We start from the raw sequence: 26,038 nt of genomic DNA on the forward strand, positions 1-26,038 counted from the left end.
CGGATAAGCTGCTCGCGTTGGCCATGCTGCATTAGTGCGGCGAAAGCCTTAATTACCCTCAAGGTGCCCTTGTCCAGGAGTCAGCATGCGAAATTTCGAGCAACCCGGTCGCTCTGAAGCGATGAGCACAAAAACAATGGTCGCCACCTCGCACGGACTCGCGACGGCAGCTGCGTTGGATATTTTGCGGCAAGGAGGTAACGCGATTGACGCGGCTATTACCGCTGCTGCAATGCTTGCCGTAGTCGAGCCAACCCAGACCGGGATTGGTGGTGACTGCTTCGCGCTGTTCAAGAAAATTGGAGAGCCTGTATGTGCTCTGAATGGCTCGGGATGGGCGCCCAAAGCCGCCAACGTTGATTACTACAAGCGCAAGCAAATATCCGAAATCGATCCGTCAACGCCAGATGCAGTGACTGTCCCAGGTGCGGTGGCAGCCTGGGAGCGACTCTCACGAGATCATGGCCGCTTGAGCTTTGCGAAGTTGCTTGAGCCGGCTATACAGGCAGCAGAGTTCGGTTATCCCGTGACGGAGCGACTAGCTTATGACTGGCACCGTAACTCTTGGAAGCGTGATCGCTGCCCCAACTTTGCCGAAGTCTTTTTCCCTGGCGGGATGGCCCCTGCTGCAGGCGCTATCCATTGTCAGCCCAAGTTGGCCAAGACGCTTCAGTCTATCGCGCAAGATGGAGCTGCTGTGTTCTACGAAGGTTGGGTCGCAAAGGATCTGTTGGACAGTTTGAACGCACGCGGTGGTTTGCATACTTCAGAAGATTTTTCTGATTATCAGCCAGAGTATGTTGATCCCATATGCGCGAGCTACAGAGGATACGAGGTCTGGGAATGTCCACCGAGCGGACAGGGGGTCATCGCGCTTGCGATCCTCAAAATATTAGAGCAGTTCAACCTCGGAGAAATGGATCCGTTTGGGGTAGAACGTCTGCACATCCAGGCCGAAGCATCACGGTTGGCCTATGCCGAGCGTGACCTATTCCTTTGCGATCCCAAGTTCGGAAGCTGCCCCGTGGAGCTGTTGCTTTCAAATGAGCGAGCGGAAGAGCTCGCTTCTCGGATCATGCTTGATCGCCGGCTGGATGACGTCACCCCTCAGCCTCACCCCGCTCATAATGATACCGTTTATATCTCGGTGGTTGACGAAGACGGGCTTGCCGTTTCCTTGATTAACTCGATCTTCGATGATTTTGGCAGTGCCGTTTTGGCCCCAAAGTCTGGGGTACTCCTTCATAATCGGGGCTCTAGTTTCGTCATCGATGAGTCGCATCCTAATCGGATTGAAGGGCGTAAGCGTCCGATGCACACGATCATCCCTGCTCTAGTGACCCATAATAATGAAGTGGTGCTGAGTTTTGGCGTTACGGGCGCTCACTTCCAGCCTCTGGGCCAAGTCCAAGTCTTCACCAATCTAGTTGACTATGGGATGAGCGTCCAAGAAGCTATCGATCATCCCCGGATGTTCGCTCGCGATGACAGCTTTGAGCTAGAAGGAGCATATTCTGAACAGACCTTGCAAGGATTGAGGTTGTTAGGACATAACGCTCGCCGCGCAACTGCGCCACTAGGTACAGCTCAAGCAGTTTGGATAAATCCGGACACAGGGGTTCGAAGGGGCGGTGCAGATCCTCGCCGCGATGGTGTAGCTCTAGGATATTGACCTACTATCTCGTGCCCCGTGGAGGGGCACAGTTAATGTCACGCTTCGTCAACGTTGACTTTTAGAGTTCTTTTATTGATCTGCATGACCACATAAGTTTTGAACTGCTTTATATTGCCAAAGAAGAATAGATCTCTGGTTATTTGTTCATATTCGGCCATATCTCTTACGTTAATTACCAACAAGAAATCAAAATCGCCTGTCACATAGTAGACTTGCTGAACTTCAGAATGGCTTGTGAAACGTTTCTTAATTTCGTCAAGTAAGTCCAAGCGTTCATTCTCAAGCTTGACTTCAACGACCACCGTGATAGGACGACCGACTGCAACGGGATCTACAATGCTAACATTGAGCTTTATAATCCCAGCGGCTTCGAGGGCAGCTATGCGCCGGTTAACAGCTGATGGGGATAGGTTAACTTTCTCAGCCAACTCTCTCTGGGACAGTTTGTTATTATCTTGGAGAATATTGAGAAGTTTCCGATCATAAGAATCAAGCTGCATTGTAAAACCCTTCTGCTTAATAGGTTATTAAGCTATCATAACTCGCTGCAAGGTACAATTGAAGGTTCATCATGTATTGCCCCCATTAACTAGCTTACCTAGCCATCCCGCGCTGTATAAATTGTCTAAGCTGAAGTCGTCCCGTTCTTCCGATCGTCTCTTTTTGGCGGTAGTTGCAGGGGAATTAATCTCATGTAGGAAAATACCCAGATTCAGAGTTATCGAGACCACCACGCCAACTTAATGAGAGCCAGCAATGAATTATGGTGAGTTGATTCAGCTTAAGGCCAGCAGGTCTTTGGCAACAAAGCGAAAGCAGATATTTGGCTAAATCAACCGAAAACCACCTTCGGTGGGAGAACACCATTCGTGCTTGCTCACACTGAAGCGGGATACGATCGCGTAAAAGCTGAGCTTGAGAAAGTCAGTCACGGGTACGCTTGTTCATACGAGCCCGTCCTTCAAATACTGGGCTCGCCGTCAGAACGTGGCTGTATGCACGTGTCGATGTACCTTGGACAGATCAAAGCTAGGACATCCATGCCATGAGCATTCAAGCAAAGCTTCACCACCTTCAAGCCATCCAAAACTTGCTCGCACCATACCGCTATCTGTATTGCATAGACCTCGAGGCTCGTTGGGCCTGGTTTGGCGAGGTACCTACCACCGGGGAATAGACGATGCCAGGAATGTCGCGTCCATCATTAAGGATTGCTGGGCTAGGTGAGCCGAGCCCATTGGCCCGAAGAAGCGAGCTCTGTAGGTGAAATACTTTTTCAGCCATGAGGTCATTCCCGCGTTCCACGGCTTGCTTCACGATTGACTGCTAAATCGGATAACTGGCCACGATTCCTATACACAGCTAAAAATCCTGCATAGGTTTGTAAGTGCACATTTCTTCTTAATTGGGACTTGAGTGTTTTATGGCGATTTCCTTCGAGATAGGGCTCAGCAGTGCACTCGTAAATTTATAAATATCCGTCTTTTTTCTGAGCCAACGTAAGCGACGAAAACGCCTGTGAGGCATTGCGCGCGACGGCCTCGCAGCGTTAGACGCCTGGATGGAACTGTCGGTGGCAAACGGTCTCCCCCGAGCGGAGATAAGATTCCAGCTGAACGGAAGCCCTACCGCGGCGGGCCATGCCTACAATGAGTAACCTCCATCAAGGAGCATTACCATCATGAACGCAACGAACAATTCAAATGCCAATTGGCCAATGCGCCACGTAATGTTCGTGGCGTTGCGCGACGGCGGGGATAGTCCGGCGAATCTCGCCGAGGGACTCGCTGCAATGCAGGGTATCAGCGTCGAGGAGTTGAAAGTGCAGTGCCGCCGTACTGGTGAGGAATGGATCGCCCGTGACGGTGGCCTGAGTGAAATTAATCAGCACGTGTACAACTGGGCTAAGGGCTAAGTCGAGCGTACCCTCGACGCCATTTATAACAAATGCCCCCAAACTTTGGATGAGTGCGGGGGCCATTTGACCGGCAAAGACACGTAGCCCTTATCATGCCCCCCTGCGGGCCCCCGTTACTCGATGAACTACGCCGATAACGTCGGTACTAGCTCTAGCACCTCCCGATCATCGCGGTCGATTTCTGAGCATGGCTTAGCCATGAGACGGCATTGCCTGGCTCCCCTAACAAAAAGGGCCCTTGAAGGCCCCTTTCGTACTCAAACCAAGATCACTTGGACAGCCCAGACTCGACGGTTGCGGAGCCGTGCTCTGCTTTCCACTCTTTCAGAGTCTTGTGGTTGCCGCCTTTGGTCTCGACGACTTCGCCGGTGTGCGGGTTCTTGTAGATCTTTACCGGTTGTGGTTTACGGGTGCCAGCTTCTGGCGCAGACACTGTAGCGTGACGACAGGCTTGCGGATCAAGCACGTTAAGCAAAATGGGCATTTACCGAATGGTATCGACACCGCCCATATAGGGCTTGAGCACCTCCGGCACACGGATAGATCCGTCCGCCTCTTGGTAGTTTTCCAGTACCGCGACCAAGGTGCGCCCCACCGCCAGCCCAGAACCATTGAGGGTGTGCACCAACTCCGGCTTACCGGTTTCTGGGTTGCGCCAGCGCGCTTGCATGCGGCGGGCCTGGAAGTCACCGCAGTTGGAGCAAGAGCTGATCTCGCGGTATTTGTCCTGGCTCGGCACCCATACTTCCAGATCGAAGGTTTTGACGGCGCTAAAGCCCATGTCGCCGGTGCACAGAACCAAAACACGGTATGGCAATTCGAGCGCCTGCAACACACGCTCGGCACAAGCGGTCATGTCTTCCAAAGCCTCCATGGACTTCGTCGGCTCAACCACCTGAACCATCTCGACCTTGTCGAACTGATGCTGTCGGATCATGCCACGAGTGTCACGACCAGAAGCACCTGCTTCACTGCGAAAGCATGGGCCATGGGCGACAAATTTGAGGGGCAATCGTTTTGCATCGAGAATCTGCCCAGCCGCCAGATTGGTCAAAGGGACTTCAGAGGTAGGGATCAGGTAGAAGTTAGCCTCACCTTCACGAGTGATCTTGAACAGGTCTTCCTCGAACTTCGGCAGTTGGCCGGTGCCCTGAAGAGCAGACGCATGAACCATGTAGGGGATGTAGGTTTCCTCGTAGCCATGCTGAGAGGTGTGCAAGTTGATCATGAATTGCGCCAGTGCGCGGTGCAGGCGCGCAATCGGGCCGTGCAAAACGGAAAAGCGGGCGCCGGACAGCTTGGCTGCGGCCTCAAAGTCCAGACCTCCGCTGATTTCACCCAACGCTACATGGTCTTTGATCTCGAAATCGAACACACGCGGAGTGCCCCAGCGGCGCACTTCTACGTTGTCATCCTCATCGGAGCCGATTGGTACGCTGGCGTCTGGTAGGTTGGGAACGGCCAGAACAATATCGTCCAGTTCTGCCTGAATGCTGTCTAGTTCGTTTTTGCCAGACTCAAGTTCGTTGGCCATGCGCTCGACGTCAGCCATCAAGGGAGCAATGTCTTCGCCCTTAGCCTTTGCCTGTCCAATAGATTTTGAGCGGGCATTACGCTCTGCCTGCAATTGCTCAGTGCGGGTCTGCACCGCTTTTCGGCGCTCTTCCAGTGATTCGATGCGCGCGACATCCAGGCTAAAGCCACGGGAGGCAAGACGATCCGCCACTTCCTGAGTTTGGCTGCGTAACAGTTTGGGATCGAGCATATCGGTTTCTCGCAGTGTGGGGTTAGCTTTGCAATCCAGTCGTGAATAAGCGAATCCAGCTGACAGGCGGCTTGGTCAATACGTAATACCGGCAACGATCAATGCAAAGGACGTCGAACTTAATTAAAGCAAATATAAATCAAATAAAGTTTATGCAACACTTGCTACAACCAGTCGCTTGACGAAAATTCAGTATTGCATATTCAACAGCCTGGCGACTGGTTTCATGATATCCAAGAGCTAGCCTCTCATCCGAGCGGGGGAGTAAAATACATATACTCGTATGAACCTCGTAATCACCATTAGCTTTCGAAAGTTTGCTCACATAATAGTGCGCCATATTTAATCCCCACTGCTTTCATACTCGAACCAAATAAAAAAGGGTTTCCCGATTACTCAGGAAACCAAGCGCAGAACACGTGACCGAAGGTGACCAAACCAGAAGACCTGCCCGACCGGAGAGACGGATCTTTCATCACGAGCCCTAACAAAAACTCTCAAAGTCGAAATCTCGTAAAGCCGTCGACTCAATGAATGATTTGACTCAAGAATGAGCGCGTACGCGGATTCTGCGGATTATCAAAAAAGTCATCGGGTGCGGCCTGCTCGACGATCTCCCCTTTATCCATGAAGATCACCCGGTTCGCCACGGTACGAGCAAACCCCATTTCGTGTGTCACACAGAGCATGGTCATGCCGTCCTCAGCCAAGCTAACCATGGTATCCAACACCTCCTTGACCATCTCAGGGTCGAGCGCCGAGGTCGGCTCGTCAAACAGCATGATTTTCGGCTTCATGCACAACGCCCGGGCAATCGCCACACGCTGCTGCTGACCACCGGACAATTGCCCTGGATACTTGTGGGCTTGCTCTGGAATGCGCACACGCTCCAGGTAGTGCATGGCGACTTCCTCGGCCTGACGCTTGGGCATCTTGCGTACCCACATCGGTGCCAGCGTGCAATTCTGCAAGATGGTCAGATGCGGAAACAGGTTGAAGTGCTGGAACACCATGCCCACTTCCCGGCGGATCGCCTCGATCTGCTTGAGATCGTTGGTCAACTCCACGCCATCCACCACGATGCGCCCCTGTTGGTGTTCTTCCAGGCGGTTGAGGCAACGGATGGTGGTCGACTTGCCCGATCCCGATGGCCCGCACAGGACGATACGCTCACCCTGGCGTACGTTCAGATTGATGTTCTTCAGCACATGGAACTGGCCGTACCATTTGTTCATATCCTGGATCTGAATAATCGGTTCAGAAACGGCAGACTGCTTTATCACTTGGCTCATATCGATTTCTCCTAACGCTTGTGGCCTGTGTCCAGCTTCCGCTCCAGGCTTCTGGAGTAGTGGGACATACCGAAACAGAAGATCCAGAACACCAGGGCGGCGAACACATAGCCCTCGGTGGCCATGCCCAGCCAAGCCGGATCAGCCGCAGCCTGCTTGACGCTGTTGAGCAGGTCGAACAGGCCGATGATGACCACCAGACTGGTGTCCTTGAACAAGGCAATGAAGGTATTGACGATGCCGGGTATCACGAGTTTGAGTGCCTGAGGCAGGATCACCAGGCCCATTGAACGCCAGTAGCCCAAACCCATGGCGGCAGCAGCCTCATACTGCCCTCGTGGAATCGCCTGCAAACCGCCGCGAACCACCTCGGCGATATAGGCTGACTGGAACAAGACCACGCCAATCATCGCCCGCAGCAGTTTGTCGAAGCTCATGCCTTCGGGCAGGAACAGCGGCAGCATCACCGAGGACATGAACAGCACAGTGATCAGTGGCACTCCGCGCCAGAACTCGATGAAGGTCACGCAGACCACCTTCACCGCCGGCATTTTCGAGCGCCGGCCCAGTGCCAACAGGATGCCCAACGGCAAGGCGCCGACGATGCCCACAGTGGCAATCACCAGGGTCAGCATCAAACCGCCCCACTGGCTGGTGGGCACGATTTGCAATCCCAGGATGCCGCCGAACAACAGGACATAGGCAATGATTGGATACGCGACCAAGAAACACAGACCGTACAGCGCTTTGCGTTGGAAGATTTTGATGAACAACGGTGCAGCACCAAACACTGCAGCCGCGACGGTCAGATCAACTCGCCAGCGCTGCTCACTGGGGTAGTAGCCGTACATGAACTGATCAAACCGTTGCTGGATAAACACCCAACACGCGCCGTCCTTGGTGCAATCAGCACGGGTGGTACCGACCCAGTTAGCGTCAATCAACGTCCATTGCACTACCGGCGGTATGATCAGCCACACCAGATAAAGCGCAAATAAAGTAAGCAGGGTATTGAGCCAGTTGGAAAATAGGTTGGCCCGCATCCAGGCAATAGCACCGACAGTCTTCACCGGCGGTGGCATGTCGGGTTTGAAAGTAAAGGCATTCATACTCGACCCCTCACCGCTCAATCAGCGCAATGCGCTTGTTGTAACTGTTCATCAACAGGGAAATGCTGATGCTGATCGCGAGATAGACACTCATAGTGATCGCGATCACTTCAATGGCCTGGCCAGTCTGGTTGAGCACGGTACCGGCAAATAGCGAGACCATCTCTGGGTAGCCGATACCGGCGGCTAGGGACGAGTTTTTCGCAAGGTTCAAATACTGACTGGTCAGCGGTGGAATGATCACCCGCAGTGCCTGGGGAATAATCACCTTGCGCAAGGTCGGCCCTTCGCGCAGTCCAAGGGAACGAGCAGCCTCGGTCTGGCCATGGCTCACCGAACGGATGCCCGAACGCACGATCTCGGCGATAAATGCTGCGGTGTAGATAGTCAACGCTAAGGTCAACGCCAAGAGCTCTGGGATCAGCGCCCAACCACCGACGAAGTTGAAACCCTCGAGCTGCGGCACTTCCCAATGCACCGGATTGCCGAACAGCAGCGTGGAGACGCCAGGTATGCCGATAAATAGCAACAGTCCCACCCAGAACTTGTGGAACGGCTCGCCTGTTCTCTCAAACCGATCATTCGCGTAGCGCACCATCAACACAATGGCCGCAAGGGCCACGACCAAAGCAACTACAAAAGGCCAGAAGCCACCGGCTATGGATGCTCCCGGCATGTTCAGGCCACGGTTGCTGATGAAAAACGTGTCTTCTATGTTGATGCTGCCCCTTGGCCCCGGAAGGGTCAGGAACACCGCGAAGTACCAGAACAGGATCTGCAACAACGGTGGAATGTTGCGGAAGGTTTCCACGTACACGGTTGCCAGCTTGTTAATCATCCAGTTCGGCGACAGTCGAGCAACGCCAATGATGAATCCGAGCAGTGTGGCGAGGACGATACCGATGAAGGTCACCAGTAAGGTATTCAGTAGGCCAATAAGAAACACGCGCGCGTAACTGTTCGACTCCTCATATGGAATGAGATGCTGGGCGATACCAAAGCCGGCACTGCGCTCAAGAAAATCGAACCCTGAGGTGATACCACGATGCTGGAGATTGGTCTGAGTGTTATGGAGCAGATAAAACCCGATTGCTAAAACTACGACTACTGTAACCACTTGGAAAACCAACGCGCGAAGTCGCGGGTCACTCAATGACAACTTGTAAGAAGCATGTGAAATGTTTTGCATGATTCAACTCACCCGAACTAACGAGGAAAAAACTGCCCAGCTGCTAGGCTGGGCAGTTTCGCAATTAGCGGACAGGAGGGCCGTACTGCAACCCGCCTTGATTCCATAGTGCGTTCAGGCCACGTTTGATCTTCATGTCGCTCCCTTCTCCTAGGTTGCGATCAAAAGATTCCCCGTAGTTACCTACCTGCGAGACAATTTTCACTACCCAGTCATTTGGAAGGTTGAGGTCTTTGCCCAAGCTACCCTCGACCCCGAGCAATCTTGCAACATCAGGACTCTTCGAGTTCTTGACGAGATCGCCGACGTTTTTTGAAGTTACACCGAGCTCTTCAGCATTAAGCATTGCGATCTGAGTCCAGCGCACTACTGAGTACCATTCTTCGTCACCCCTGCGTACAGCGGTGGTTAGTGGCTCTTTGGAGATGACTTCAGGAAGAACGGCATAGTCGTTCGGTGCGCTCAACTTCAACCGCTGGCCGTAAAGCTGCGATTGATCAGAAGTCAGCACGTCACAACGGCCCGACTCCAGTGCCTTAAAGGACTCGTCTGAGGTATCGAAGGAAATTGGCGTGAACTTCAAGCCATTGGCGCGGAAATAATCGGCAAGGTTCAATTCAGTGACGGTGCCGGCCTGAATGCAGAAGGTAGCACCGTTGAGCTCTTTAGCGCTTTTCACACCTAGTTTCTTGTTGACCAGAAACCCTTGGCCATCATAGTAGGCCACGCCAGCAAAGAGGATTCCCATCGAACCATCGCGAGAGGATGTCCAGGTGGTACTCCTAGACAGCAGATCGACTTCACCAGATTGGAGAGCAGTGAAACGTTCTTTCGTCGTCAATTGAGTGTATTTGACCTTGTTCGAATCACCAAAGATGGCGGCAGCTACAGCTTTGCACACATCGACATCAAACCCGTTGAAATTGCCCTTAGTATCAGCGTAGGAAAAACCGGGAAGCCCATCACTGATTCCACATTGCACAAAACCTTTTTTCTTAACGTTATCCAGAGTTGTACCGGCCATGGCACTCATTGACACTACCGAAGCCAATGCCAATCCAGCGATAGAAATACCAACTTTAAGGGTCTTGTTTGATTTTTTCATTTTGTTGCTCTCATTGATTGCGGCACAGACTGTCCACCCAGCCAATAAACTGCACGGATAGATACTTAAACCAACGTAAAGAGACAGAAAACAACAGAATGGCCTACGGCCCAAAGACAACTTCATTAGTTCGATTCGAGTGTGGCATCTTCGGCCCTCTTTTTATTTTGAAAAGACCCCGCATAACGGGGAAAAGTGTGAAACGCCGTCAGAGCATTCCGATTCATCGGTCAATAACGGACATACCGGTATCAAGATCGACAATCGCTACCTGCTCAGGCCAAGAGTCGCCTCTTGGCTGAGTTCAACGTAGCGCTAGTAGGGTGAGAGAAAAAGCGACTATTTTTGCAATAATACGTAAGCCCAGCTTACGTATTAAGCCGAGCCACATTGAGGAGGGATGCAACGCATAGAAACATAGAGGTTATCGAAGCCTAGAAGCCGGGATCTTTAGAGTAGAAGCTCAGTCTGGGCTTCACGGAACTGAGCAGCACGCTGCTCAAGGCACTCTATGAACACTTGGATAGCAGGACTTCTCTTTTCGCCTCTTCTGAAAGCAATGGAAATTCTGCGACGAATTTCTGGCTCAAGCCTGCACACCCGCGCCCCCTGCATGTCGTGTCGCGCCCTAAGACCAGGGAATATCGCGATGGCGCAGCCTTCTCGTATCAACGCACTGGTGACCTCGAATCCTTTGCATCGGGCCATGATTTTGGGCGTGTACCCCGCTTGCTGGCAGGCATCAGTAAGCATTCTGGTGTATGTGGAAGAAGCCGTATCCATCACCCACAGCTCGCTCTCCAAGTCTGCCCAGGTGACCTTCTCCATTCCTGCCAGCTTATGATCAGGCGACATCATGACGTTGAACACGTCTTCAATGAGTGGCGTGATCTGGATGCTTGGATCGAGGAGCCCCAGAGGAACGTTCAGATCATCAATCAGTGCAATGTCCGCCTGCCAACTACGGAGGGCGTTCATACTCTCTTCTGGCTCCATCTCTTCAAAGAGCACTTCGAGCTGGGGATGCGTAGCACGCAGCGCCTGGATGGTCTTTGGCATCAACGCTGCAGCTACCGAAGGAAAGGCAGCGACCCGAATATCTCCCGCAACAACTTTTTTCAGCTCTGCCATATCTGCGCGAGCTGATTCGAGCTCCTCAAATATCCGATTTGCGCGTGCGACCAGTTTCTTGCCCGCAATTGTCAGTTCTACTCCCCGACCACGCCGCTCGACCAAGTCGATTCCGACCTCCTGCTCCAATATGGATATCTGCTGGGACACTGCGGACGGCGAAACATGCATGGCCTCAGCCACAGCAGCCATCGTTTTACGCACCGCCAACTCCCTGAGTGCCCTTAATTTGCTGATATCCACTGAGTTTCTCCTGTGGCAGATACTCTCTTCCAATAGTTAACTTCTGCTTACGTATTATTGAAATATTATTCGCTTTTTTTGATTCTGCACAGGAGATAGGCTGCAAAAAAACCCAAGAAAGGTGCCGCCGCAATGTCCAAATCCTACTTCAACGACAACCTTGCTGAGCGCGATCCGCTCATTTTCAAAGCCTTGAATGACGAGAAGAAACGTCAGCAAGGCCAGATCGAATTGATCGCCTCCGAAAACTCGGTAAGCCTGGCTTCGTTGGAAGCATTAGGCTCGGTTATCACCAACAAGACAGTTGAAGGCTACCCAGGGAAACGCTTCCATGGCGGCGCCGATTTTGCTGACGTCGTCGAGCAGGCAGCAATCGACCGTGCAAAAGAGTTGTTTGGCTGCGGCTATGTAAACGTTCAGCCACACTCGGGCACTCAGGCCAACCAAGCGGTTTTCTTCGCTCTACTGCAACCAGGTGACGTAGTCCTGAGTCTGGATCTCGCTGCCGGTGGTCACCTGAGCCATGGTGCCAAACCCAACCAGTCAGGCCGTTGGTTCAGCATCGTTTCCTATGGTGTTGATCGCGAAACTGGCCGTATTGACTACGACAATGTCGAAGCGCTTGCCTTGGAACACAAGCCGAAGCTGATCATCTCGGGTGGCTCGTCCTATCCGCGAGAGATCGATTTCCCCCGCATGCGTGAGATTGCAGACAAAGTCGGAGCTACCTATCTGGTGGACATGGCTCACTTTGCTGGTCTGGTAGCCGCTGGTGTTCACCCGTCTCCAATTCCGCATGCTGACATCGTCACTTGCACTACGACTAAAACCCTACGTGGTGCACGTGGCGGGCTGGTAATGACCAACCGCGAAGATCTGTTCAAGAAGCTGCAACCAGCTGTATTCCCTGGTGTACAGGGCAGCGCACACCTGGCCACCATTGCCGGTAAAGCCGTCTGCCTGGGAGAGGCGCTGACTGATGAATTCAAGGCCTATGGCGCAAATGTCAAAGCAAACGCCCGTCTCCTGGCAGAGGTTCTGCAAAAGCGTGGTGTGCGCATCGTCAGTGGCGGCACTGATACTCATGTTGTTCTGGTAGACGTTTCGTCGAAAGGTTTGACCGGTCAAGAGTCTCAAGACGCTCTCTCGGCGATCAATATCACCTCGAACAAGAACCCGATTCCGTTCGACAGCGCAAAACCATCTGAATGGAAGGGCTTGCGGCTGGGTTCGTCTGCCGGCACTACCCGAGGCTTCGGTGCGAAAGAGTTCGAGGTGATCGGCAACCTGATCGCTGACATTTTCGACGCTCAAGCAAGCGACGGAGCAGCTCTTGCTGCCGTAATCGAGAAGAGCCGCGCAACTGTCGCCGACCTGGTTGCTGACTTCCCAATTTATGCCTAAGGAGCGTTGGCGGGCTTATCTGCACTCGCTCGCCAATCTCTCAATGCAGTAGGAAAACAAAAGATGAGCGTTCAACTTCCTAATGATCCGGCACGCGACGATGTACTGGCCGGACGTCCTACGCTGTGGCTAAACCCAAGCCTGAAGGCAAACGGCATTGCTGACCCCGCTCTGCCGGTTCGATCCTCTCAGGTCAAAGAAGCCGAACAGAACTGGGAACTGCTGGCTCCGCTTCTGCAAGTTTGCTTCCCTGAGCTGGTTGAGTCGAAAGGCCGGATTCAGTCCAAGCTGATCGAAGCTACGAGCCTGCGGCAAGCCGTAGGATATGGGGCTACTGAATATGGCCGTGTATTCGTCAAGGCTGATGGCGACCTGCCTGTTGCCGGCTCTATCAAGGCTCGTGGTGGTGTATATGAGGTGTTCATGTACGCCAAACAAATGGCCGAGAAGCGCGGAATCCTCACCCCAGGTGGCGACATTACTGTGCTTGCCGGTGCGCAAGCCAGTGCCCTATTTGCACAGCACACCATCGCAGTGGGCAGTACCGGCAACCTGGGTCTGAGCGTGGGTATCGCAGCACGCGCGCTGGGCTTCCGTGCCGTGGTTCACATGTCGTCTGATGCCAAACAGTGGAAAGTGGATCGCCTGACGCGTCTGGGCGTCGAGGTGGTGCAACACAAAGCTGACTACACAACAGCGGTTGAGCACGCCCGTATCGACGCTGAAAGCGATCCGACCATTTACTTCGTGGATGACGAACGTTCAGAAATGCTGTTCTTCGGCTACAGCGCAGCGGCTAGCGAACTGGCTGCCCAGTTGGATGCCGCAGGTGTCACAGTAGATGAAGAGCACCCTCTTTTCATCTATCTGCCGTGCGGTATTGGTGGCGCCCCAGGTGGTGCCGCTTATGGTCTGAAGGCAATCTTCGGTGATGCTGCGCACGCATTCTTCGTTGAACCTGTCCAATCGCCATGTGCACTGGTGCACATGATGAGTGGTTCGCAAGAGCTGGTATCTGTCTACGACGTCGGTCTGACCAACCGCACCGAGGCTGACGGTATGGCAGTCGCGCGCATGTCGGCGTTCGTCGCGGATGTGATGAAGCCTATGTTGTCCGGTGTCTTCACCGTCGCGGATGACGACCTTTTTCGTTGGCTCTGGATGGCCGAGACGAAGCAGTCCATTCGCCTCGAACCTTCGGCGACCGCAGGATTCGCAGGGCCTGAGTTCATCGTCAAAAGTGCCCAAGGCCGCGCATATCAAGAATCCAAAGGCCTCGTGGGCAACCTTGCCCAGGCTACTCACGTCATCTGGACTACGGGAGGCGCCTTTGTTCCGGAAGACCAGTTTAAAAAGTTTTTGGAACGCGGCGCATCGTTAGTCAATGTTGACTAATAAAGCCGTTCTAAGGGTATGAGCTTCATACCCTATTTAAAGTTACTTGCGTCAAAAATAATAACCACGCCAGTTTTTGATGTTGAGGTAAAGCTCCATGAATAAACCATTCCTGGCCGACCGTATCGACGGGAAAGGCTTCGCAGCTGATCTCGTTGAAAAACTTACGATTGAAGTCGCAGAGATTAAATCCGAGACTGGCATTACACCCGGCTTGGCAGTTGTGCTTGTGGGTGAAGACCCCGCCAGCGGTGTATATGTTGGGGCCAAGCACCGGCAAACTCTTGCAATCGGCATGGAGTCTTTTGTCCATCGACTTCCCGCCGAAACAACTCAGACAGAATTAATGACGCTACTTGCAAAGTTAAATGCCGCTCCGGAAGTAAATGGCATTCTTGTGCAATTACCTCTGCCTGCGCACTTGGACACAAATGCCGTTATTAACGCCATTGATCCAAACAAAGATGTAGACGGCTTTCATATTTTGAACGCTGGCCGTCTGGCGACCGGTCAGGATGCGCTGATTCCGTGCACTCCGCTTGGCTGCCTGATGATGCTCAAAGAACGACTCGGTAGCCTCGAAGGGCTCAACGCCGTGGTTGTTGGTAAATCCAACATTGTCGGTAAGCCGATGGCGCAGCTTCTGATGACCGAGAACTGCACTGTCACTGTGGCGCATTCGAAAACGCAAAATGTACCCGAGCTCTGCCGAACTGCAGACATCCTCGTTGTCGCCGTAGGTCGCCCAGAGTTGGTGAAGGGTGACTGGATCAAGCCAGGCGCAGTCGTCATCGACGTTGGTATCAACAGAGTTTGGCGCGATGAACGCTCTCGGATTGTTGGTGATGTTGCATTCGAGGAGGCGGGACATGCCTCAGCAATCACACCCGTTCCAGGTGGTGTCGGCCCTATGACAATCGCATGCCTGCTGGCCAATACCGTCACAGCATTCAAGCGTCAGCACCATATCGTTACCCATCAGGCAGCAGTAGCCGTTTAAGGTGATCTCAGATGAACAAAGCTAAAAATAACTACGTACTCCGTGTTACCTGTCCTTCGATCCGGGGCGTAACCGCTGACATCACTGCTTTCTTGTCTGGACGAGGTTGCAATATCCGCGACAGCGCCCAGTTTGATGATGAGAGCACCAATCATTACTTCATGCGGATCACCTTCCGCTCAGAAGAAGGTCGCTCGTTGCTGGATCTGGAAAAAGAATTCTTACCACTTGTTGAAAAATACAAGATGGATTACGAATTCTTCGATGAGCGTAAAAAACGCAAAGTCATTTTGATGGTGTCACGCTTCGGCCATTGCTTGAACGACCTGCTCTACCGCTGGGGCATTGGTGCACTGCCAATCGACATTGTCGGTGTTATCTCGAACCATCTGGACTTCCAAAAAGTAGTCGAAGGCCATGGCATTCCGTACCACCTCATCAAGGTGACCAAGGAAAACAAAGCAGAAGCTGAAGCCGAACAAATGCGCATCGTTCGCGAAACCGGCGCTGAGCTCATCGTCCTGGCTCGCTACATGCAAATCCTGTCTGATGAAATGTGCCAGCAGATGTCGGGCCGCATCATCAACATTCATCACTCGTTCCTGCCATCTTTCAAAGGCGGAAGCCCATACAAGCAGGCTTTTGACCGTGGGGTGAAGCTCATTGGAGCAACCTCCCACTTCGTGACTGCCGACTTGGATGAGGGGCCGATTATCGAGCAAGACATCGTCCGCATCACTCATGCTCAAAGCCCTGAAGACTATGTTTCGTTGGGGCGCGATGTTGAAAGCCAAGTGCTTGCGCGAGCCATTCATGCCTACGTGCATGGCAGGGTTTTCCTGAACGAAAACAAGACTATTGTGTTCCCGCCTTCGCCGGATTCGTATACAGCTGAGAATGTCGGTTGATATGAGTGTTCCGACGCGCATCTAGGTCATAGAACTTTGTTTATGGCTGAATCTCGATGGTGAAGTACCCCCTTGGGATTTTTCCAAGGGGGCTTACTTGCATAAAGAAGTTTTAGTCAGACGCAAATCAAAGCATGGCAATGAAAACAGCTTATAGCTTCGGCGCTTAATTATCATTTCGCTGGTCGTTGCACTAATAAAAATAAGTCGCGAGGCATACCAATGCAAGAATCTACGTGGTTGTTAGGAGTTTTATTCACGTCCATCGCCTTAATTATTATCCTGATTATGAAAGTCAGGCTTCATGCATTCATGGCCTTGGTAATTGCGTGTTTTGTTGTTGGCTTTGGCGCAGGGATGCCAGTTTCAAAAATTATCAGCACGCTTGAGTCTGGTATAGGTGGAACACTGGGCTTCCTTATCGCGATCATAGGACTCGGCGGAATACTCGGAAAAATTCTAGAGGAGTCCGGAGGTGCTGAGCGACTCGCCAAAACTCTGCTCGATAACTTAGGCTCCAAACGAGCCCATTGGGTAATGGCCATTGTAGGAGCCATTGCCGGTATTCCTGTATTTTTTGAGGTCGGCTTCGTACTCCTGATTCCACTTGTCTACGTTGTGGCGCGGGAGACAAAAATAAATACTTTGTTTTTGGGAATTCCCCTCGCGATTTCCTTGATGACCATTCACTGCATCCTTCCTCCACACCCAGCCGCGATGGCTATTACCGTGATGATGGGCGCTGATGTCGGAACTGTGATTATCTACGGCCTTCTGGTCGGAATTCCTACGATCATTATTGCTGGGCCTATTTGGGTAAACCTTTACTGCGGTAGAGAAGCCTCGGCAAATCAGCAGATTTTCCTTAAAGCCCACGGGGAAAGCGCTGGAGCAGCACGAGCGATGCCTGGCTTTGGCATTACTCTGCTGACCATCGGCCTTCCTCTAATTCTTATGGTGTTCAAAACTGCAACCGCGAACCTCCCTGATGGTTTATGGGTGAAAGTGGCTGCACAGTTCGTTGGGAACCCATTGATCGCTCTGATGATTTCTGTGGGGTTCGCCTATTGGTCGCTTGGTCTACGTCAACGTCGCACCATGACCGAGTTGTTGGAACTGACCCAGCGTAGCTTTCCTGCCTTAGCGAACATCATTTTTGTTATCGGCGCGGGCGGAGCATTCAACGCTGTTCTGATAGAAAGTGGGGTGGGTAAAGCAATCTCCGGGCTTCTCGCAGGATCTGATATCAATCTGATCATCCTTGCCTGGTTCGTTGCCTGGCTGATGCACTTCGCAGTGGGCTCCGCCACCGTAGCAATGGTGAGTGCCGCCGGCATGATCCACCCAATGCTGGCTGCCGACCCTCACTTGAAGCCCGAGATCCTTGTTATTGCCATCGGAGCCGGCTCTATCGGCTGGGCACATGTCACCGACTCCGCTTTCTGGGTCGTTAAGGAATACCTGAATGTGTCCCTATCAGAAGCGTTGAAAAAGTTCACAGGGGGAACGGTCGTAGCCTCCATCGTCGCGCTTATGGCAACCCTATTGCTCAATTACGCCCTTGGTTGAATTCGTACTGAAAGTCATGCCATTGAAGGCTTCAATACTATTGCCTATTTGATGTCGTAAGGAATGAAGGCATCAAATGGGTTTAAACCAGCGAGTCAGGCCCAATGAAACATCACCAAATCTATCTCGGCCTGGGCAGCAATGTTGAGCGTGAAACACACATTAAAATCGCGCTAAAAATGCTGGAAGAGCATCTGGAAAATTTCCGTTGCTCACCCGTTTACGAAAGCATCTCCCTAGACGGAGATCACCCACCCTTTTACAACCTGGTAGTGTCTGCGACCACCGATTTAGATTTGCCAAAGCTAGTCGCATGGCTCAAAGGAATTGAGCACCTACATGGTCGTAGAAGTGGGATGCAGCGATTGATCGCTCTCGATATTGATCTGCTTCTCTTTGACGGCCTGACTGGCGATGTTGACGGCATTCAGCTACCCAGAGCTGAAATCCTGACCCGCTCATTCGTGCTCTACCCTCTCCAGCTCCTTGCACCGAAGCTGAACCTTCCAGGATGCGAAGTCTCCTTGGCAGAACTATGGCTGAAGCTCCAGCCGGGCCCAGAACTTATGCCAGTTCGTTACCCATTCGGTACTCCTCCCTTCCAACTCATCGGGTCGAGCCTCTCCGGTGGACAACGTAAAGCAATACAGCGGCCTGCCAATCAACTGACCAGCTAATTTCAACGGAGTACGGCATGGTACGTTGCCACATACACGCTCTACCCTACTTAGCCGACCCTACGATCTATTTCTCTCTTATCAGGCATGCTTCCGGGGCCATCCTTCTCGACTCAGGAAGACCGGCGTCGCTGCGAGGCCGTTATGACCTCATGAGCGCCTGGCCTACAAAGTACCTTCAGCCACTTGATGGCGAATCATATACGTCGTTCGCCGACCGATTGAGATCCGCGCTGGCACAGTTAGGGGCGGCGGAACTGTCCCCAAGCCTCCCGTTCGCAGGTGGCTTGATAGGCTACTTTTCGTATGACCTGGCGCGTAGAAATTTTAGACTTGAGCATCCACCTGCCGATAACCTCAAACTCCCTCATGCAGGGATCGGTTTGTACAACTGGTCGCTCACTTCCGATCACATCGAAAGGACAAGTCAACTCGTTTTCCATCCTGCGGCCAGTCAGGAAGAACGAGACCAAATCATCGATGTATTTGAATCCGCGATACCTCAACGCAGTCAAAGCCAAGCCTTCACACTGTCGGAAAAATTTACCAACGACATCGACTATGACCACTACAAAAAGGCCTTGAGCAAAATACATAACTACATCCATGCAGGTGACTGCTACCAAGTAAATTTCACTCAACGCTTTCAAGCAAAGTATTCAGGAGAAACCTGGAAGGCATACACAACCCTTAGAAACTCCTGCGCTACACCGTTTAGTGGCTTTGTAAGTCTGGATGCTGTGAACGCCATCATGAGCTTTTCTCCAGAGAGGTTCATCAGATGTGAGCAAAGATTGCTAGAAACTCGTCCGATCAAGGGCACGACCCCTCGGGGCCGCACAAAGTCCGAAGACGCGTTAAATGCTCAAGCGCTTCTGAACAGTCCAAAAGACCGTGCAGAAAATCTGATGATTGTCGACTTGCTGAGAAACGACCTGGGCAAGAACTGCAGGTACGGCTCAGTAACAGTGCCTGAGCTATTCACGATTGAAAGCTACCCCAATGTCCACCATTTGGTGAGCGCTATTAAAGGTGAAATTGCAGAAGGAAAAGATGTTATCGACGTGCTGATAGATGCCTTTCCAGGTGGTTCAATCACCGGCGCGCCGAAGCTCCGATCAATGCAGATCATCGATGAGCTGGAAGCATTTCAACGGGGAATTTACTGCGGATCGCTCTTGTATATCGACACTAGGGGGGAGATGGATAGCTCCATCGCGATTCGGACACTGCTCGCCAAAGATGGGCTTCTAACGTGTTGGGGAGGGGGTGGAATCGTTGCAGATTCGGAGGCTGCCAGCGAATATCAGGAGTCGCTTACCAAGGTGAGAAACCTGATGGGCTGCCTTGAACAGCACTTCTTCATGAGAGATTGAATCCGGACAACGGGCTCTGTTCAACGAGCAGGCCTGCGACACAACCTGATGAACAACTATTCGGCGCTGACCGCACGCAACGCGTAAATTCCATTCTATACCTACGGCCCTACGATTCGCTTGTCAGGATGAATTCCGGCCTATTCTCTCCCTCCCAAGAGCAAACAAAAAATTATGGCTCAGAAATAATTATTGCTGAGCCATAATTTCACATAATTGAAATTCGAATACCTCATAGACGCGAGATCTACGACAGACAGGCTCGATTCACTTGCAGTACACCGTCACAGCTGGTCTACCCTCGTAGTAAAGCTCTGGCTCATCATCTCCCGGCGCACCCCCCAATCAGGATTGGTCGGCACGCTCGCCAAGCGCAGTGCTCCCCTACCCCATCGCTCATTGATGGAATCCAAGACGCCCATGACTTTCTCAGTCGCGACCGACTGTGAGATTGAAAAGAGGTCTTCGGTGTACTCGCCTTTCTGGCTAAGGTTGACCAGGAGTACCTCGGCTGTATTTGAATCCTGATCGGAAGACTCGATCCACCGCTTCCACGGCGGCCTTTGTCATCAAGCGCACGTCGTCGGCTGAGGAGTCGCATCTTCGCGTAAGCGCCTAACCGCTCTTTCGAAACGGTGATCAACAAGGAAAGGACTACCAGTAAGCCAGCCAGCAGCAAGCGATTTAGTGTGCGCATGATAGCCTTCGGCACAGACGTAACTGTTGTGAGAGTCAGCTTTGAACACACCTAACGCACATGCCGATTTCAACACCCTCATCAATGCACCGAAATTTTCCAACGACCCCGTTGGGCACCACCAGAAAAAGCGGTGGCAGCTCATCGCTGAAGACATCTACAAAAGCACATCCAAAGAGGCATTGCTCGAAGCAAGGGGCAGGGCTGAAGGTTATATCCATGGCCTTGTGGACGCTGGGCATTTGTCGACTAGAGACACCGATCGCGACTATCTCATTTTGAGCATCGTTCAACGACGGCGCGAATTTTTGCAGAAGCTGCTGAACGAGTACGGTTACTGAGCCAAGGCGAGCTGTGAATCCGTCCGACGGCAAAATGAGCATCACAGGATAGAGGCAGTTTGAAGCGCTCCGCACGGATAACTCGGAGCGCTGCTAATTCAAAACGTATGAGGCCTAGCAAGCGATTTCTCAGGGGTCTGACAGAACGCGGGGTCGGAGCTCGTCCTGGATGGCGTTCCACTCTTCGATCAAGATCAGCACAGCGCTCTTTTGCTCACCATCGATGAAAATCGGTTTACGAGTCGTGATTACCTTTTCGAGCAACTCATCGAAATTGTTCTTAGCTCGAGTAGCCGCCCAGCACTCTTCCATTGCCATGCTGTCATGTCTCCGCATCCATAGAGATCAAGCATTCGACCTTGGATCAGATGCGAGGCGTTCACCCGACCGAAGCAATTCAAGAAAACTACGTCGCCCACCCCCGCGTTTGAAGCTACCAATGAGGTAATTTCCTTCCCGCGTTTCCAAAAGCCAGAAACGACCCTTTTTCCATGCCCTCTGAATTTTTTCCGTGCGAATGATTCCGCCATTGGCGGTTCGGTACGCGTCGTCATGCGGAAAGTGGTCGAAGGACACGCCAAGGCACCTGTCCTCGATGATCACCACATCGCTGATAAAAGCCGTTATGGCTACTGTGTATTTCTGAAGACTCGCTTGTACAAGACGGCTCAGCTGGAAGTCACTGAGATACTTACTATGAAATTCGACTTCGATGATTTCAGGCATCCGGCCATCTCCAAATGACTCAAGTAGTATTTTGCGCCAGTCATTGCTCAATCCGCTTTCATGGAAAAAGCAGCACCTATGCTGGCATTTTTTCTCAGGCCCGATCCCAGCAGGAGGTAGACCGTACTTTTGGTTTCAAACATGCAGCCTTCCGTGAATGATTTTCCGAAGTTGCTGCGCACCCACATAGTCGGCTGGAAGCGACCTTTACTGTCCAGGACGACTTCGTGAGCGAAAAGCGTCGCGGGAAGTAGACCGAGCCCGGTGAGCTTTTCTTTCTCATCCGAGTTAACCGTAAGGTCGATCAAAATCCATTGCCGTACTACGCAAAATGCTTTCCCAGGGAACGCTTTTGCGGACAATGCAATCAGTTCATCCTTGGTGCCCTGCCAGCCATCCATCTCCGCGCCTGCGCCGTAAAGTAGCTGCGAGATTTCTTCTAACGTGACCATGTAATTTTCTCGAATTCGTACGCAGCGAAATTCAGTTCGCTGAGGGTTCATTGCTGAACGGCTACTCATCAAATCTCGATCAAAAAATCTGGGTCGAAACCAGTCTCTTGAGTGGGATATCCATGAGGATTGGAAACAACTCGGCATCCACGCTTTACGAAATCCGCTGCGATGTGGGTATGCCCGTAAACCCAAAGATCAGCCTGCGCAACGAGCTCTGGCCAGTCATTGGCATAGGCAGCGATCAGGTGCGCGGGAAGATCATCACCAACGAAATCCAACACCGGCGCATGGTGCGTAACTACAACGGTTTTGCCATCAAATGGCTTGTCCAGTTCCTGTTTGAGCCAGGCATAAGCTGCTTTAGATTTGGCGATCAGGTCATCAGGACGAAGGCGCCAGTAACTCTCATCTGTTCTGATGACGGTGTAGTCGTTCATCCATTCCCAAGCGATGCGTTTCGCCGCAGCGACGTCGCCGGTCGACGAGTAATCCGTCCACGCTGTAGTGACCAAGAATCTGGTTTGGTTCAGGATCAAAACTTCATTTTCAAGGACGTGGACATGTGGCGCTGCGGCGTCCCTCATTTTTTGAAGCGTGCGCTCAATGTGGCCGCCGTAGTACTCATGGTTTCCGCAGACGTAAATCACCGGGCACTGGAATGTGTCGTTCGCCCACAAGACTCCACGCGATTTGATATCAATGTCACCAGCGAGAATGACTACGTCCGCGTCACTCGGGGTGGGATCGAACCGAGCAAATTCAATGTGCAGATCTGAAAAGATTTGGATCTTCATGGATTAACCATCTGGTGCCGTTGTCGTGGCAGAGCGATTTACTTGCCTCTATCACAGCATGACTGTGGTCGGGGTCTGATAATTGGTGCAATGGAAATGCTTCCCGGCGGCAGTCGTGGCGTCGTAAATCATTCGAATATTGCTGAGCAAGCCTGCGTCGGTCACACCGGGAGAGCTGGTGTAGATTGCTCCGCTATCGACTTTATGAAGCAGTACACACTCACCGTTTTTGTCGTAGCCGACGATCGCACTGATCAACTTTTCCATGCGTTCTAAAGAACTCCCATTCATGCAAGGGGGAGTCACAACCTGAACCGCCTCAATCATGTGCTCTTTGCTTCGCTGAGAGAGCAGGTGGGCCAGCATCGAAGGGTCTGATGGCATCAATTTTTTGAACCGAGCACTTGCTCCTTCACAAATGCGAAAGCGAACGTGATACCAGAAATCCTCACGGTCTCGCTCGATCATCCGCCAAGCCGTGCGGCCAGGCCCAGGGAAGCCAGGGAAGCCGACAAGACAAGAGTCATCTGAAATAAACATGATGGTTATATCCGTACATCAATATTTCGGTTTGAGTGCTCTTAAGGCGTGACTGACGCAATTCGCCATTCATGCTCAGAGGCGCTTCCTATGCAGCTAAACGGTCTGGGAATAGGAGTATTCGACCAACAGGACTGAGGTCAGGCCGGCGTTTTGCGTCTATTCGTCAGGTGTCAATTTATGCCTAATGTTTTTTGTTGCATCCCTGATTGAAATGTGCTTAAGACAAGATGGTGATCACGATAACAGACCCATTAGACCTATGTACAGAGTAGCTGGGTCAATAATTTGCAGGCCTTATCCTCCGTTTTGAGGACAAGTCGTCATGCTGGCTCAGAGTCTTGCGGTGGTGCTTCGCGCGCTACGAAAAACTAGAGAGCTCACTCAAGAACGACTCCCTTCTAGTAGGAGCTACGCCTTTGCCCTGGAGGCAGGCACGCCGAAAAATATATCGCTAGGCAAGCTACGGGAGCTTTCAAGAAGCCTTGAGATCACGCCCCTGGCGCTTATGGTGTTGTGCGAGTCTATCGAGAGTGAACAGGACTCTTTGGATGTCATAGACAAACTGAAGGAAGAGCTTCGTCATCTCAGCTTGTTAGGCCTAGATGAGAAAATACGCAAGGAGCAGCAAAGCTCCAGCCTCGTATCAAAAGCCAAAGCTCGCGAAATCGCAGACAGCAGGAGACTCGCTGTTAAGCGTCTCAAAGAGGAAGGTAAATCAAGAAAGGAAGTCGCCGAAGCCCTGGGTCTTTCTAAGTCATCTGTCCAGAGGTTCTGGGTTTGATTGTTTCCAGCAACTCAGCTGGACTCAAGCCATCGCTGGAAAGATCCGCTTATCGAATGAATCGCGCCAATAGCTGACAGAAGAAATGATCGAAGCCCTTCTACAGACGGGTTTGGATCAGAAGACTATTGCTAAAAATCTTGAGCTCAGCACGGCCACTGTTTCCAGATACTGCAAAAAAATCAGGGAGAAAATAGCATCTAGGCCCACCGCCTCATCACGCTGAGTCGGTGCCCAACCCTCTCCGAAATCTCTCCTTGATGCGCCCATGCTAGGCATGCAGTCGAGCGATCCACCGCCAGCGAAATTCTTCTATTAGCCATAGACGAATTGGATGCTATCGAGCTACTGAATGCCTCACTCCCTACGTAGCCCGAGAAGCTCCCTCATCCGCAGACCGTGGCAGCGGCGAAAAAATGGAATGCAATCCAGGAGCTTAAAAAGGAGAGACGGAGCCAAGCTGAGGTGAGAGAGATTTAGGGACTACCAAAATCAACAGTCGGGCGGCTTTGCACAGGAATAACTCGTAGATATTTTCGTCATTTATTGCTGGATAAGCCTACTGTATTGTAGCTCCCGAAGGTCACAGTGGCTGATCTTTGGAATGTCTGGCAGCAGCGGAAAATCAACTGATGTACCCGCGAACATTTACGTAGCAACCTTTGCACAAACTAACAGCCTGATCATGTTCCTTACAATGGTTAACCAGCACCTCCAAATTAACCTTTAAGATTCAAAAAAATCAATAACAGCTAACAGTACTTGGCGCGGCATATTACGATCAACCTTTTGCTTCATCTTTGGAGTTAGCAATGGTAACCAAGCCTCCATTTCCACTCGAATAATCGTCCTAATGTAGCCTTTTGTGACCTCAATATCAGAATGTCCGAGTTGTGCCTTGAGCTGCTCATGAACATCATGTGCATAAGCTAGATTTGGTTTCAGCCCATGCGCACGAAAATAGTTGTACACGATGTAAGTAGCATAAGTATGTCGCAAATAGTGAGGAACGACTCGACGACCAATTTTTAGTGAAGCTTCTTTGAACACATTCCAAACATCATAATCAAATACAGCTTTTCCATTCTTGTTAATCCACATAGGAGCGATTGTTTCGGCTCCGTGACGAGCACTGAATAGTTTCGCGCGTTCCACCCGTAGACTTTGTATATATTCCGCATGCACTTTCGCCAGCGATTCCGTTACAACTATGCAACTTCGAAACCGTTTCTTTCCTTTTGGCAAATATATCAGTTTTTGTGCCACCCTCCCTGTTGCTGCTAATTCAGGATACCTTAACCAATTCGGGTTCCGCTCATTTGCCCCAACAGGAAACTGCAGAACTCCGCCAATACGCAAGCCTGTTGTAACCATTATATATGCAATCATCTCATACACGGGATCAATGCTCCTCAACGCGTCAGCCAGAGCATCGTACCCCTGATCATTCAACACAAAATCTTTATAATCGAGCGCAATTTCAACAGCGAGTAAGGCTGGATCTGACTCTATAGTATTAATATTAGATTGAAAGAAGCTTCCACTTGAGTGTTTTATTTTTTTTGGCAGTTTAGCAGGGAACTGCATTAAATGAGGCAACCCTTGGCAATCACACCACTCATAAAAGGAACGCCAGGTACGATAATATACGTTGACCGACTGAGGCAAAACTCCTCTCTCAAGCAAATATTCTCGAAACACGACTAGATGAATCTCAAAAGTAGCTTGATCGTACCTCACACCTACATCCGTACAGTAATCCAACCATATCTTCATATGATTGTAATTATTTATAATAGTCTCAGCTTCCCGGCGCCCTCCTTTCTTCATATAAGTAACCCGCAGATAAATCAAAAAATCTGCTAAAGGATGGTGTAGCATGCCATTTACATGCGGTATTGGAGTTCCATCGACATTTGTCACAAATTCGATATACATATACACA

Annotated in this window: 26 protein-coding genes and 2 pseudogenes; 13 read left to right on the top strand and 15 right to left on the bottom strand. The window is 51.5% G+C overall.

Translation table 11 applies throughout. The annotated features are described in order from the left end of the window. The first annotated feature begins 85 nt into the window (after positions 1-85). On the top strand, positions 86-1,672 hold the full coding sequence (gene ggt / locus FX984_RS25175; protein WP_146475906.1) for a gamma-glutamyltransferase: 1,587 nt from the start codon (positions 86-88) through the stop codon (positions 1,670-1,672). Between the two features lie 38 nt (positions 1,673-1,710). Here the strand turns inward: ggt and FX984_RS25180 are convergent, their stop codons facing one another. Continuing rightward, positions 1,711-2,175 (bottom strand): Lrp/AsnC family transcriptional regulator, encoded by a 465-nt coding sequence (locus tag FX984_RS25180; RefSeq protein WP_146475908.1) that lies wholly within the window; start codon positions 2,173-2,175, stop codon positions 1,711-1,713. Between the two features lie 321 nt (positions 2,176-2,496). Between FX984_RS25180 and FX984_RS25185 the strand changes: the two genes are divergently transcribed. After that, on the top strand, positions 2,497-2,724 hold the full coding sequence (locus tag FX984_RS25185) for an MbcA/ParS/Xre antitoxin family protein (RefSeq protein WP_223840749.1): 228 nt from the start codon (positions 2,497-2,499) through the stop codon (positions 2,722-2,724). Between the two features lie 632 nt (positions 2,725-3,356). Beyond that, positions 3,357-3,590 carry a hypothetical protein gene (locus FX984_RS25195; RefSeq protein ID WP_146475910.1) on the top strand — a complete coding sequence of 78 codons (234 nt, stop codon included), beginning with the start codon at positions 3,357-3,359 and terminating at the stop codon, positions 3,588-3,590. Between the two features lie 271 nt (positions 3,591-3,861). On the opposite strand, the pseudogene FX984_RS25200 reads toward FX984_RS25195, so the two are convergent. From FX984_RS25200 to FX984_RS25230, 7 genes and pseudogenes are all read right to left on the bottom strand, one after another. Further along, positions 3,862-4,068 (bottom strand): annotated as a pseudogene (locus tag FX984_RS25200) (histone-like nucleoid-structuring protein, MvaT/MvaU family); the annotation flags it as partial. Between the two features lie 9 nt (positions 4,069-4,077). After that, positions 4,078-5,358: a serine--tRNA ligase gene (gene serS / locus FX984_RS25205; RefSeq protein ID WP_146475913.1), complete on the bottom strand. Its 1,281-nt coding sequence runs from the start codon at positions 5,356-5,358 to the stop codon at positions 4,078-4,080. Between the two features lie 527 nt (positions 5,359-5,885). Continuing rightward, a complete protein-coding gene (locus FX984_RS25210) occupies positions 5,886-6,650 on the bottom strand; it encodes an amino acid ABC transporter ATP-binding protein (RefSeq protein ID WP_146475915.1) in 765 nt (254 codons plus the stop codon). A gap of 11 nt (positions 6,651-6,661) precedes the next feature. After that, on the bottom strand, positions 6,662-7,759 hold the full coding sequence (locus FX984_RS25215) for an amino acid ABC transporter permease (RefSeq protein ID WP_146475917.1): 1,098 nt from the start codon (positions 7,757-7,759) through the stop codon (positions 6,662-6,664). Between the two features lie 10 nt (positions 7,760-7,769). Then, positions 7,770-8,948: an amino acid ABC transporter permease gene (locus tag FX984_RS25220; RefSeq protein ID WP_146475919.1), complete on the bottom strand. Its 1,179-nt coding sequence runs from the start codon at positions 8,946-8,948 to the stop codon at positions 7,770-7,772. Between the two features lie 64 nt (positions 8,949-9,012). Next, positions 9,013-9,981: an amino acid ABC transporter substrate-binding protein gene (locus tag FX984_RS25225; protein WP_223840748.1), complete on the bottom strand. Its 969-nt coding sequence runs from the start codon at positions 9,979-9,981 to the stop codon at positions 9,013-9,015. A 522-nt stretch (positions 9,982-10,503) separates the two neighbouring features. Beyond that, positions 10,504-11,427 carry a LysR family transcriptional regulator gene (locus tag FX984_RS25230; RefSeq protein ID WP_146475923.1) on the bottom strand — a complete coding sequence of 308 codons (924 nt, stop codon included), beginning with the start codon at positions 11,425-11,427 and terminating at the stop codon, positions 10,504-10,506. A 132-nt stretch (positions 11,428-11,559) separates the two neighbouring features. Here FX984_RS25230 and glyA point away from each other — a divergent pair, with 132 nt between their 5' ends. The 7 genes from glyA to pabB all read left to right on the top strand — a co-directional run bounded on the left by glyA (position 11,560) and on the right by pabB (position 19,756). Continuing rightward, a complete protein-coding gene (glyA, locus tag FX984_RS25235) occupies positions 11,560-12,831 on the top strand; it encodes a serine hydroxymethyltransferase (protein WP_146475925.1) in 1,272 nt (423 codons plus the stop codon). A 63-nt stretch (positions 12,832-12,894) separates the two neighbouring features. Beyond that, the gene (gene dsdA / locus FX984_RS25240; RefSeq protein ID WP_146475927.1) at positions 12,895-14,226 is read left to right on the top strand and encodes a D-serine ammonia-lyase; all 1,332 of its coding nucleotides are present in this window, start codon (positions 12,895-12,897) and stop codon (positions 14,224-14,226) included. Between the two features lie 97 nt (positions 14,227-14,323). Then, entirely contained in the window at positions 14,324-15,226 is a 903-nt protein-coding gene (gene folD, locus FX984_RS25245) for a bifunctional methylenetetrahydrofolate dehydrogenase/methenyltetrahydrofolate cyclohydrolase FolD (protein ID WP_146475929.1), read from the top strand. Between the two features lie 11 nt (positions 15,227-15,237). Continuing rightward, the gene (gene purU / locus FX984_RS25250) at positions 15,238-16,134 is read left to right on the top strand and encodes a formyltetrahydrofolate deformylase (protein WP_146475931.1); all 897 of its coding nucleotides are present in this window, start codon (positions 15,238-15,240) and stop codon (positions 16,132-16,134) included. A 222-nt stretch (positions 16,135-16,356) separates the two neighbouring features. Continuing rightward, positions 16,357-17,703: a GntT/GntP/DsdX family permease gene (locus tag FX984_RS25255; RefSeq protein WP_146475933.1), complete on the top strand. Its 1,347-nt coding sequence runs from the start codon at positions 16,357-16,359 to the stop codon at positions 17,701-17,703. A 104-nt stretch (positions 17,704-17,807) separates the two neighbouring features. Then, positions 17,808-18,380: a 2-amino-4-hydroxy-6-hydroxymethyldihydropteridine diphosphokinase gene (gene folK, locus FX984_RS25260; protein WP_146475935.1), complete on the top strand. Its 573-nt coding sequence runs from the start codon at positions 17,808-17,810 to the stop codon at positions 18,378-18,380. Positions 18,381-18,397: 17 nt separating this feature from the next. Continuing rightward, positions 18,398-19,756, top strand: coding sequence for an aminodeoxychorismate synthase component I (gene pabB / locus FX984_RS25265; protein ID WP_146475937.1), 1,359 nt, complete (start codon positions 18,398-18,400; stop codon positions 19,754-19,756). 284 nt (positions 19,757-20,040) lie between these two features. On the opposite strand, the pseudogene FX984_RS25270 reads toward pabB, so the two are convergent. Further along, positions 20,041-20,341 (bottom strand): annotated as a pseudogene (locus FX984_RS25270) (DUF4113 domain-containing protein); the annotation flags it as partial. 153 nt (positions 20,342-20,494) lie between these two features. Here FX984_RS25270 and FX984_RS25275 point away from each other — a divergent pair. Next, positions 20,495-20,794, top strand: coding sequence for a hypothetical protein (locus tag FX984_RS25275; protein ID WP_146475939.1), 300 nt, complete (start codon positions 20,495-20,497; stop codon positions 20,792-20,794). Positions 20,795-20,923: 129 nt separating this feature from the next. Here the strand turns inward: FX984_RS25275 and FX984_RS25280 are convergent, their stop codons facing one another. The 5 genes from FX984_RS25280 to FX984_RS25300 form a co-directional block, all read right to left on the bottom strand. Next, the gene (locus tag FX984_RS25280) at positions 20,924-21,112 is read right to left on the bottom strand and encodes a type II toxin-antitoxin system Phd/YefM family antitoxin (protein ID WP_186511826.1); all 189 of its coding nucleotides are present in this window, start codon (positions 21,110-21,112) and stop codon (positions 20,924-20,926) included. A gap of 27 nt (positions 21,113-21,139) precedes the next feature. After that, entirely contained in the window at positions 21,140-21,520 is a 381-nt protein-coding gene (locus FX984_RS25285) for a hypothetical protein (RefSeq protein WP_146475942.1), read from the bottom strand. A gap of 47 nt (positions 21,521-21,567) precedes the next feature. Then, complete coding sequence (locus FX984_RS25290) at positions 21,568-21,972, bottom strand: DUF6957 family protein (RefSeq protein ID WP_146475944.1); 405 nt, start codon at positions 21,970-21,972, stop codon at positions 21,568-21,570. A gap of 68 nt (positions 21,973-22,040) precedes the next feature. Continuing rightward, on the bottom strand, positions 22,041-22,769 hold the full coding sequence (locus tag FX984_RS25295; protein WP_146475946.1) for a metallophosphoesterase family protein: 729 nt from the start codon (positions 22,767-22,769) through the stop codon (positions 22,041-22,043). 51 nt (positions 22,770-22,820) lie between these two features. Continuing rightward, a complete protein-coding gene (locus FX984_RS25300; RefSeq protein ID WP_146475948.1) occupies positions 22,821-23,309 on the bottom strand; it encodes a hypothetical protein in 489 nt (162 codons plus the stop codon). Between the two features lie 325 nt (positions 23,310-23,634). Between FX984_RS25300 and FX984_RS25305 the strand changes: the two genes are divergently transcribed. Together FX984_RS25305 and FX984_RS33280 are read left to right on the top strand one after the other, a co-directional pair. Next, a complete protein-coding gene (locus FX984_RS25305) occupies positions 23,635-24,093 on the top strand; it encodes a helix-turn-helix domain-containing protein (protein ID WP_146475949.1) in 459 nt (152 codons plus the stop codon). 85 nt (positions 24,094-24,178) lie between these two features. After that, entirely contained in the window at positions 24,179-24,319 is a 141-nt protein-coding gene (locus FX984_RS33280) for a LuxR C-terminal-related transcriptional regulator (protein ID WP_146475951.1), read from the top strand. Between the two features lie 500 nt (positions 24,320-24,819). Here FX984_RS33280 and FX984_RS25315 read toward each other — a convergent pair whose 3' ends face one another. After that, a complete protein-coding gene (locus FX984_RS25315) occupies positions 24,820-26,031 on the bottom strand; it encodes a tyrosine-type recombinase/integrase (RefSeq protein ID WP_146475953.1) in 1,212 nt (403 codons plus the stop codon). Positions 26,032-26,038: the final 7 nt, after the last annotated feature.

Origin of the sequence: Pseudomonas marginalis, from assembly GCF_008692035.1 — a bacterium.
Lineage (GTDB): Bacteria > Pseudomonadota > Gammaproteobacteria > Pseudomonadales > Pseudomonadaceae > Aquipseudomonas > Aquipseudomonas marginalis.

What these genes read in the sequence shown, in the direction of transcription:
- ggt (WP_146475906.1), top strand. Translation starts at nt 86, where the DNA reads ATGCGAAATTTCGAGCAACCCGGTCGCTCTGAAGCGATGAGCACAAAA.
- FX984_RS25180 (WP_146475908.1), bottom strand. Translation starts at nt 2,175, where the DNA reads ATGCAGCTTGATTCTTATGATCGGAAACTTCTCAATATTCTCCAAGAT.
- FX984_RS25195 (WP_146475910.1), top strand. Translation starts at nt 3,357, where the DNA reads ATGAACGCAACGAACAATTCAAATGCCAATTGGCCAATGCGCCACGTA.
- serS (WP_146475913.1), bottom strand. Translation starts at nt 5,358, where the DNA reads ATGCTCGATCCCAAACTGTTACGCAGCCAAACTCAGGAAGTGGCGGAT.
- FX984_RS25210 (WP_146475915.1), bottom strand. Translation starts at nt 6,650, where the DNA reads ATGAGCCAAGTGATAAAGCAGTCTGCCGTTTCTGAACCGATTATTCAG.
- FX984_RS25215 (WP_146475917.1), bottom strand. Translation starts at nt 7,759, where the DNA reads ATGAATGCCTTTACTTTCAAACCCGACATGCCACCGCCGGTGAAGACT.
- FX984_RS25220 (WP_146475919.1), bottom strand. Translation starts at nt 8,948, where the DNA reads ATGCAAAACATTTCACATGCTTCTTACAAGTTGTCATTGAGTGACCCG.
- FX984_RS25225 (WP_223840748.1), bottom strand. Translation starts at nt 9,981, where the DNA reads ATGAGTGCCATGGCCGGTACAACTCTGGATAACGTTAAGAAAAAAGGT.
- glyA (WP_146475925.1), top strand. Translation starts at nt 11,560, where the DNA reads ATGTCCAAATCCTACTTCAACGACAACCTTGCTGAGCGCGATCCGCTC.
- dsdA (WP_146475927.1), top strand. Translation starts at nt 12,895, where the DNA reads ATGAGCGTTCAACTTCCTAATGATCCGGCACGCGACGATGTACTGGCC.
- folD (WP_146475929.1), top strand. Translation starts at nt 14,324, where the DNA reads ATGAATAAACCATTCCTGGCCGACCGTATCGACGGGAAAGGCTTCGCA.
- purU (WP_146475931.1), top strand. Translation starts at nt 15,238, where the DNA reads ATGAACAAAGCTAAAAATAACTACGTACTCCGTGTTACCTGTCCTTCG.
- FX984_RS25255 (WP_146475933.1), top strand. Translation starts at nt 16,357, where the DNA reads ATGCAAGAATCTACGTGGTTGTTAGGAGTTTTATTCACGTCCATCGCC.
- folK (WP_146475935.1), top strand. Translation starts at nt 17,808, where the DNA reads ATGAAACATCACCAAATCTATCTCGGCCTGGGCAGCAATGTTGAGCGT.
- pabB (WP_146475937.1), top strand. Translation starts at nt 18,398, where the DNA reads ATGGTACGTTGCCACATACACGCTCTACCCTACTTAGCCGACCCTACG.
- FX984_RS25280 (WP_186511826.1), bottom strand. Translation starts at nt 21,112, where the DNA reads ATGGCAATGGAAGAGTGCTGGGCGGCTACTCGAGCTAAGAACAATTTC.
- FX984_RS25285 (WP_146475942.1), bottom strand. Translation starts at nt 21,520, where the DNA reads ATGCCTGAAATCATCGAAGTCGAATTTCATAGTAAGTATCTCAGTGAC.
- FX984_RS25290 (WP_146475944.1), bottom strand. Translation starts at nt 21,972, where the DNA reads ATGGTCACGTTAGAAGAAATCTCGCAGCTACTTTACGGCGCAGGCGCG.
- FX984_RS25295 (WP_146475946.1), bottom strand. Translation starts at nt 22,769, where the DNA reads ATGAAGATCCAAATCTTTTCAGATCTGCACATTGAATTTGCTCGGTTC.
- FX984_RS25300 (WP_146475948.1), bottom strand. Translation starts at nt 23,309, where the DNA reads ATGTTTATTTCAGATGACTCTTGTCTTGTCGGCTTCCCTGGCTTCCCT.
- FX984_RS25305 (WP_146475949.1), top strand. Translation starts at nt 23,635, where the DNA reads ATGCTGGCTCAGAGTCTTGCGGTGGTGCTTCGCGCGCTACGAAAAACT.
- FX984_RS33280 (WP_146475951.1), top strand. Translation starts at nt 24,179, where the DNA reads ATGATCGAAGCCCTTCTACAGACGGGTTTGGATCAGAAGACTATTGCT.
- FX984_RS25315 (WP_146475953.1), bottom strand. Translation starts at nt 26,031, where the DNA reads ATGTATATCGAATTTGTGACAAATGTCGATGGAACTCCAATACCGCAT.